The following is a 6079-nucleotide window of genomic DNA, read 5'->3' on the forward strand; positions in this document are numbered from 1 at the left end:
GCGCCCCCCGCCCCCCCCCCCAACCCACCGCCGGCCCCTCTCCCCCCGGCCTCCGGCCCCCCCGGCCGACGTGCCTTCGCGACCTAGTCGAGATAGTCGCGCAGCACCTGCGAACGCGACGGGTGGCGCAGCTTGGACATCGTCTTGGACTCGATCTGACGGATGCGCTCACGCGTCACGCCATAGACCTTGCCGATCTCGTCCAGCGTCTTCGGCTGTCCGTCGGTGAGACCGAAGCGCATGGAGACCACGCCCGCCTCACGCTCGGACAGAGTGTCGAGCACCGAGTGCAGCTGCTCCTGGAGGAGCGTGAAGCTCACCGCGTCGGCCGGAACGACCGCCTCGGAGTCCTCGATCAGGTCACCGAACTCGCTGTCCCCGTCCTCACCCAGCGGGGTGTGGAGGGAGATCGGCTCGCGGCCGTACTTCTGGACCTCGATGACCTTCTCGGGGGTCATGTCGAGTTCCTTGGCCAGCTCCTCCGGGGTGGGCTCACGGCCCAGGTCCTGGAGCATCTGACGCTGCACGCGCGCGAGCTTGTTGATGACCTCGACCATGTGCACCGGGATACGGATGGTGCGGGCCTGGTCGGCCATGGCGCGCGTGATCGCCTGACGGATCCACCAGGTGGCGTACGTGGAGAACTTGTAGCCCTTGGTGTAGTCGAACTTCTCGACGGCTCGGATCAGACCGAGGTTGCCCTCCTGGATCAGGTCCAGGAAGAGCATGCCGCGGCCGGTGTAACGCTTGGCCAGCGAGACCACGAGACGGAGGTTGGCCTCCAGCAGGTGGTTCTTGGCGCGGCGCCCGTCCTCGGCGATGATCTCCAGCTCGCGCTTGAGCTTGGGGGCGAGCTTGTCGGAATTCGCCAGCTTGTCCTCGGCGAACAGACCCGCCTCGATGCGCTTGGCGAGCTCGACCTCCTGCTCGGCGTTGAGGAGCGGGACCTTGCCGATCTGCTTCAGGTAGTCCTTGACCGGGTCGGCCGTGGCGCCGGCGACGGCGACCTGCTGCGCAGGTGCGTCGTCCTCGTCGTCATCGGAAAGGACGAAGCCCTTGTTCTCGCCCTCGCCCTCCTCTTCCTCACCCTTGCCGGCCTTGACTTCCTCTGCGGCGTCGTCGCCGTCGAGGATCTCGTCGTCCTGCTTGCCGGCCTTCTTCGACGCGGTCTTCTTCGCCGCCGTCTTCTTCACGGCGGTCTTCTTGGCAGCCGTCTTCTTGGCTGCCGCCTTCTTCGCAGGCGCGGCAGCGTCATCGGCCACCGCGTCCACGGTCTCGGCCGACGGGGCGGCAGTGGCCGCGACGGTCCGTGTCACGGTCGTCTTGGCCGCGACGGTCTTGGTGGCGGTGCGCTTGACCGGGCTCTTCGCTGCGACGCTCTTGCGGGCGCGCTTGGACGGCTCCGCGGCACTGACCATCAGCGTCACACCCTCTTCCTCGAGGATCTGGTTGAGGCTGCGCAGAACGTTCTTCCACTGGGTTGGCGGAATCTGGTCAGCCTCGAAGGCCCGACGCACGTCATCGCCGGCGATCTGCCCATCAGCCTTTCCCCGCTCGATGAGCGCCATGACAGATTCGGACTCGGCGATCTCCGGCGGGAGCGTACGGGATGTGCTGGCCGACACGAACAACCTCTCGGAACGATGGAAACGGCTTCCGGCCCGGCCCTGAGAGGGCTGGAACCGACGACCGTCGGGCTGGGTATGTACCGACGGCGCGGGCTAGGCCTCAGAACTGCACAGCGCCCTCAATGGCTGCTGTATTCCTTCCGCGGCGGTCACCTCTTAAGTCATCGCGCTGTTTCGAGGAGTGTTACGCCCAATCCGCGTGGCCCGAGTCACACCTCATTTACGACGAACCAGACCAGGGGTGACATCCCTCCACAATTGTGCCGCCGGACCGCAGGGGCCCGACGACACATGGTTCGTACACCCTGACCGCGCCGCAGTCAGTGCTCGCGCGGCGCCGGCACCACTCGATCAGGGTGGACAACGAGCAGCTGCCGCATGGCCGCCTCGGCACCCGCGGAGTCACCTGTCGCCAAGGCTTCGACGATGCGCGCGTGGTGGCCGAGAGACGCCTCATTGGGCCGGTCACAGCCGGTGACCGGACCGCCCGAGACCTGAAGAGCGGCGGAAACGATGCCGGAAAGGTGCTCCAGCATGCGGTTGCCCGCGGCCTGGATGAGCAGGGAGTGGAATTCCGCGTCGGCGCGCGCACAGGTGATCGCGTCGCCCTGCCCCAGGGCGTGCCCCATGATCTCGACCATGTCCCCGAGCCGCTGCTGAAGATCCTCACGCCCGTGACCGGCGGCCAGCCGGGCGGCCAGAGGTTCGATCGTCCATCGGAGCTCGCCCAGCTCACGACGCTGGTCGTCGCGCTGCGGGCCGAACGCGCGCCATTCGATGATGTCGGGATCGAGCAGATTCCAGTCACTGACCGGCCGGACCCGGGTGCCCACATTGGGCCGGGCACTGACCAGGCCCTTGGCCTCCAGCACGCGCAGCGACTCCCGGACAACGGTGCGGGAGACCTCGAATCGCTGACCGATCTCCTCCGGAACCAGGGGTCGGTCGGCACCGAGGTCACCGGAAACGATCATCTGACCCAGCTGCTGAACAAGTTGGCCGTGCAGGCCGCGGCCCCGGCTGGCCGATCCCCGTCGGCTCATACGGCCGAGCTCGGTATCAGGGCCGTCCCAGGGCCGGACGGCGGCACGTTCGCCGGCCGGCGCCTCCGCATAGGTGTAACGGTCGAGTTCGCCCGGGCCGGCGATGCCTGCGTCGGCGGTGCGGGCGGCGGTCATCATGGTGTGCGCAAGGGTACTCACGCATCCTTTGTCGGCGCGACTCAGCCGCCCCTTGAGGTCTTTGGTGAAAAGCACACGAAAGGGTGATCGGCACCCGCCTCACAATTGACGCCTTATTGGTATAAAACGGGCATTCTCAATGGAGTTGCGCTTCCCGGTGCTCCTTGAATCTCCTCGGTGATCACCAACGCGCTCTGCTGCGGAGGCTCATGAACAGATACGCGCAGACAAGGACCGACAACGACAGGGTCAGCGCGGTTCCCACGGGGTGTGCCACGACCCTCACCACGGCCAGCAGCCACCGGTCCACCTCGTGCGGCCACCGCAGCCACGACAGTTCCCCGAGCCGGCCCGGAAGTCCGCTCATCGAACGGGCGGTCGGCACCTTCGGCATCGCCTGGATGAGCGGAACCATCAGCACGGGAACGGCAAGTACCGCCGCGACGCCGGCCGCCGTCACGCGGAAGATCCCGGCAGCCAGCAACCCGGCCCAGGCGCATCCGACTGTCAGACCCGACCAACTCAAGGCCAGTGGGACCACATTCGAGGGGACACGGACCAAGTCCCCGCCGTACACGAGGCGGAGAGATTCGGCCGAGGCCAGCACGGCAAACAGCGCCAGCAACAGCGCGACGCCCGCCGACACCGCCAGTTTGGCGAGAAGCAGACCGAGCCGGCGGGGAACGGTTCCACGGCCGGCGGCAAGGGCGGGGTAGCGGAACTCGTCGCCGAAGGAGAGGGCGCCGAGCAGCCCGGCACCCAGCGCGGCGGGGGGCAGCGGCAGCAACGGAGGCCAGGCGGCCAGTACGTTCGGCAGCGGGGTACGGCCGTTGCGGGCGAGCAGGACGGACAGCGCCACCGAGGCGACGAGAGCGACGCCGACGATCAGCGTCGTGGTCCTGACGCCGAAGAGGCGGCGCAGTTCATATCGGACCGGGCGGAGCGGGCCACGAGCCGGTCGGCGCCTGATCGGCGGCGGCAGGTGCGTCGCCGCCGCGGCCGCATTCGCGGCAGGGCGCGCGTCGGGCTCGGGAACGTCGGCAGTGACGACGGGGGTGACGACGAGGGCGGCGTCGGCTCTCACGGCGGCGCCCGGACCGTCACGAAGGGGCCGGGATGTGGCGTCGGCGCCAACGGGGCCGTCGCCGAGGCCGGGGCCGTCGCCGAGGCCCGGCCCTGTGTCGCCCGGCCCGGCATCGCCCGGTCCGGTGTCACCGACCTCGTCGGCGAGCTGGTGAACGGGAAGCCCGTGGCGGAATGCCGCGTCCCCGATCTCCGCGCAGGTGCTGCCGTAGACGGAGAGGCGGCTGCTGCTCGCCTCGGTGACCACTTCGACGGAGCGCCGGGCAGCCCGCGCCTCGCGGGTGACGATCGCGGCAAGGCGGGCGGCGTGCGGGGAACGGACCGCGACGCGGGGCCGCAGACGGGTACGGGAGAAGTCCGAGACGGCCTGATCGGCGACAAGACGTCCGGCGTCGATGGTCACCACGTGGCCGGCCGACCGAGCGGCCTCCTTGGGATCCTGTGTGGTGTACAGCACCGTGCCGCCCCGGTCCGCATGGGCCCTGAGCATCCCGTGCAGCCAGTCGGCCTCCCGTGCGGTGAGCCCTTCCACGGGCTCGTCGAGGATCAGCGCGTGCGGGTCGCCGAGCAGTGCGGAGGCGAGTGCCAGTCTGCGGTCCATACCTGGGGAGAGCATGCCGATGCGCTGATCCCCCAGCTCGGCGAGACCGACGGCGTCGAGCAGGGCATCGGCCCGGGACGCGGGCACTCCGGCAGCGGCGCAGAGCATGCGGAGCTGTCCCCGGGCGGTGCGGGCGGGGTGCCCCGGCACGCTCCCGAGCAGCACACCCACTTCCCGGGCCGGGTGGGCCACGCGATGCAGCGGTCTGCCCCGGAAGTAGGTGATCCCGCGTCCCGGCTCGATTTCGAGCATCAGCCGCAGGGCCGAGGTCTTGCCGGAACGGGGCGGGCCCAGCAGTGCGGTGACACAGCCGGATCCCGCTTCGAACGTGAGGTCGTCCACGGCGGGCGGAAGTCCGCGGCGGCGGGCGCTGGTGAGTCCGATGGCCTGGAGCATCGCTTCTCTCGCAGGAGGTGAGGTCGCTCGACGACAGAAGGTACTGCAGCAAGATAACCCGACATATCAGACTTTTTGCGCACCGCTGAGTTCACGGCGTTCCGGCGGTCCCGTACGGTCCGGGTGAACCGCGCGGCCTCGCCCCGGCGACCGCACGGTTCCACGGCCCGCAATCCCGCAATCCGGTGATCCGGCGATCCGGTGGGAACCACGCCAAGGTCACCCCTCGGGCGCCAGGCCTCAAGGGGCGGACATCAAGGGTCAGACCTCAGGCCGCAGCATCGGCGGATTCAGCACGGTGGCCGAACCCGACCGGAACAGCTGGGCGGGACGGCCCCCCTGCCTGGTGGTCGTGCCACCGGCGGGCACCAGGAAGCCCGGCGTACCCGTCACCTTGCGGTGGAAGTTCCTCGGATCGAGCACCACGCCCCACACGGCCTCGTACACCCGGCGCAGCTCGCCGACGGTGAAGGCGGGCGGGCAGAACGCGGTGGCCAGCGAGGAGTACTCGATCTTGGAACGGGCCCGCTCCACGCCGTCGGCCAGGATCCGGGCGTGGTCGAAGGCCAGGGGCGCCTGACGCTCGCCGTCCCGTCCGTAGCCCCCCTCCGGCCCGAGCAGATCCTCGACGGGTGCCCAGCGCGCGCTGTTCGCATCACCGCCCGCCCGCGGGGCGGGCAGATCAGGGGCCAGCGCGAGATGGGCGACACTGACGACCCTCATACGAGGATCGCGGGCGGGGTCCCCGTATGTGGCGAGCTGTTCGAGATGAGCTCCGTTGCCGACCGCGGGGGCAGCCGGATCGTGCGCACACAGCCCGGTCTCCTCGACGAGTTCGCGCGCCGCCGCGGCACCGAGATCCTCATCGGCCCTGACGAAACCGCCCGGCAGTGCCCATCTGCCCTGGAAAGGCGTCTCGCCTCGGCGTACCACCAGGGCGCAGAGCGCGTGACGGCGCACCGTGAGCACGACCAGGTCGACGGTGACAGCGAAGGGCGGGAAGGTCGACGGGTCGTAGGGCGGCATGCCGTGATCATAGTCGTCTGCCTGACGATAAACACTCCCTTCGTGATGCTCGTCGTCGGTCACTGCACCCGGCTGGACCGACGGTGCGGTGCCGGGATCCGTGGTTCCCGACACGGACCGGTGTGTGAAGAGCCACACCCCGATGAACCGTCAGATGGAGGTTT

Annotated in this window: 4 protein-coding genes; all 4 read right to left on the reverse strand. The window is 69.3% G+C overall.

The features are described 5' to 3' along the window. Nucleotides 1-83 precede the first annotated feature (83 nt). The 4 genes from ABT025_RS39145 to ABT025_RS39160 all read right to left on the reverse strand — a co-directional run bounded on the left by ABT025_RS39145 (nucleotide 84) and on the right by ABT025_RS39160 (nucleotide 5915). On the reverse strand, nucleotides 84-1625 hold the full coding sequence (locus ABT025_RS39145) for an RNA polymerase sigma factor (protein WP_351003579.1): 1542 nt from the start codon (nucleotides 1623-1625) through the stop codon (nucleotides 84-86). Between the two features lie 323 nt (nucleotides 1626-1948). Next, entirely contained in the window at nucleotides 1949-2809 is an 861-nt protein-coding gene (locus ABT025_RS39150) for a FadR/GntR family transcriptional regulator (protein ID WP_351003583.1), read from the reverse strand. A gap of 181 nt (nucleotides 2810-2990) precedes the next feature. Continuing rightward, nucleotides 2991-4889, reverse strand: coding sequence for an ATP-binding cassette domain-containing protein (locus ABT025_RS39155; protein WP_351003580.1), 1899 nt, complete (start codon nucleotides 4887-4889; stop codon nucleotides 2991-2993). Nucleotides 4890-5150: 261 nt separating this feature from the next. Then, nucleotides 5151-5915, reverse strand: a complete 765-nt coding sequence (locus tag ABT025_RS39160; protein WP_351003582.1) for an NUDIX hydrolase — start codon at nucleotides 5913-5915, stop codon at nucleotides 5151-5153. Between the last annotated feature and the right edge of the window lie 164 nt (nucleotides 5916-6079).

The organism is Streptomyces sp. NPDC002809, assembly GCF_040295435.1.
Classification (GTDB): Bacteria; Actinomycetota; Actinomycetes; order Streptomycetales; family Streptomycetaceae; genus Streptomyces.

What these genes read in the sequence shown, in the direction of transcription:
- ABT025_RS39160 (WP_351003582.1), bottom strand. Translation starts at nt 5,915, where the DNA reads ATGCCGCCCTACGACCCGTCGACCTTCCCGCCCTTCGCTGTCACCGTC.
- ABT025_RS39150 (WP_351003583.1), bottom strand. Translation starts at nt 2,809, where the DNA reads ATGATGACCGCCGCCCGCACCGCCGACGCAGGCATCGCCGGCCCGGGC.
- ABT025_RS39155 (WP_351003580.1), bottom strand. Translation starts at nt 4,889, where the DNA reads ATGCTCCAGGCCATCGGACTCACCAGCGCCCGCCGCCGCGGACTTCCG.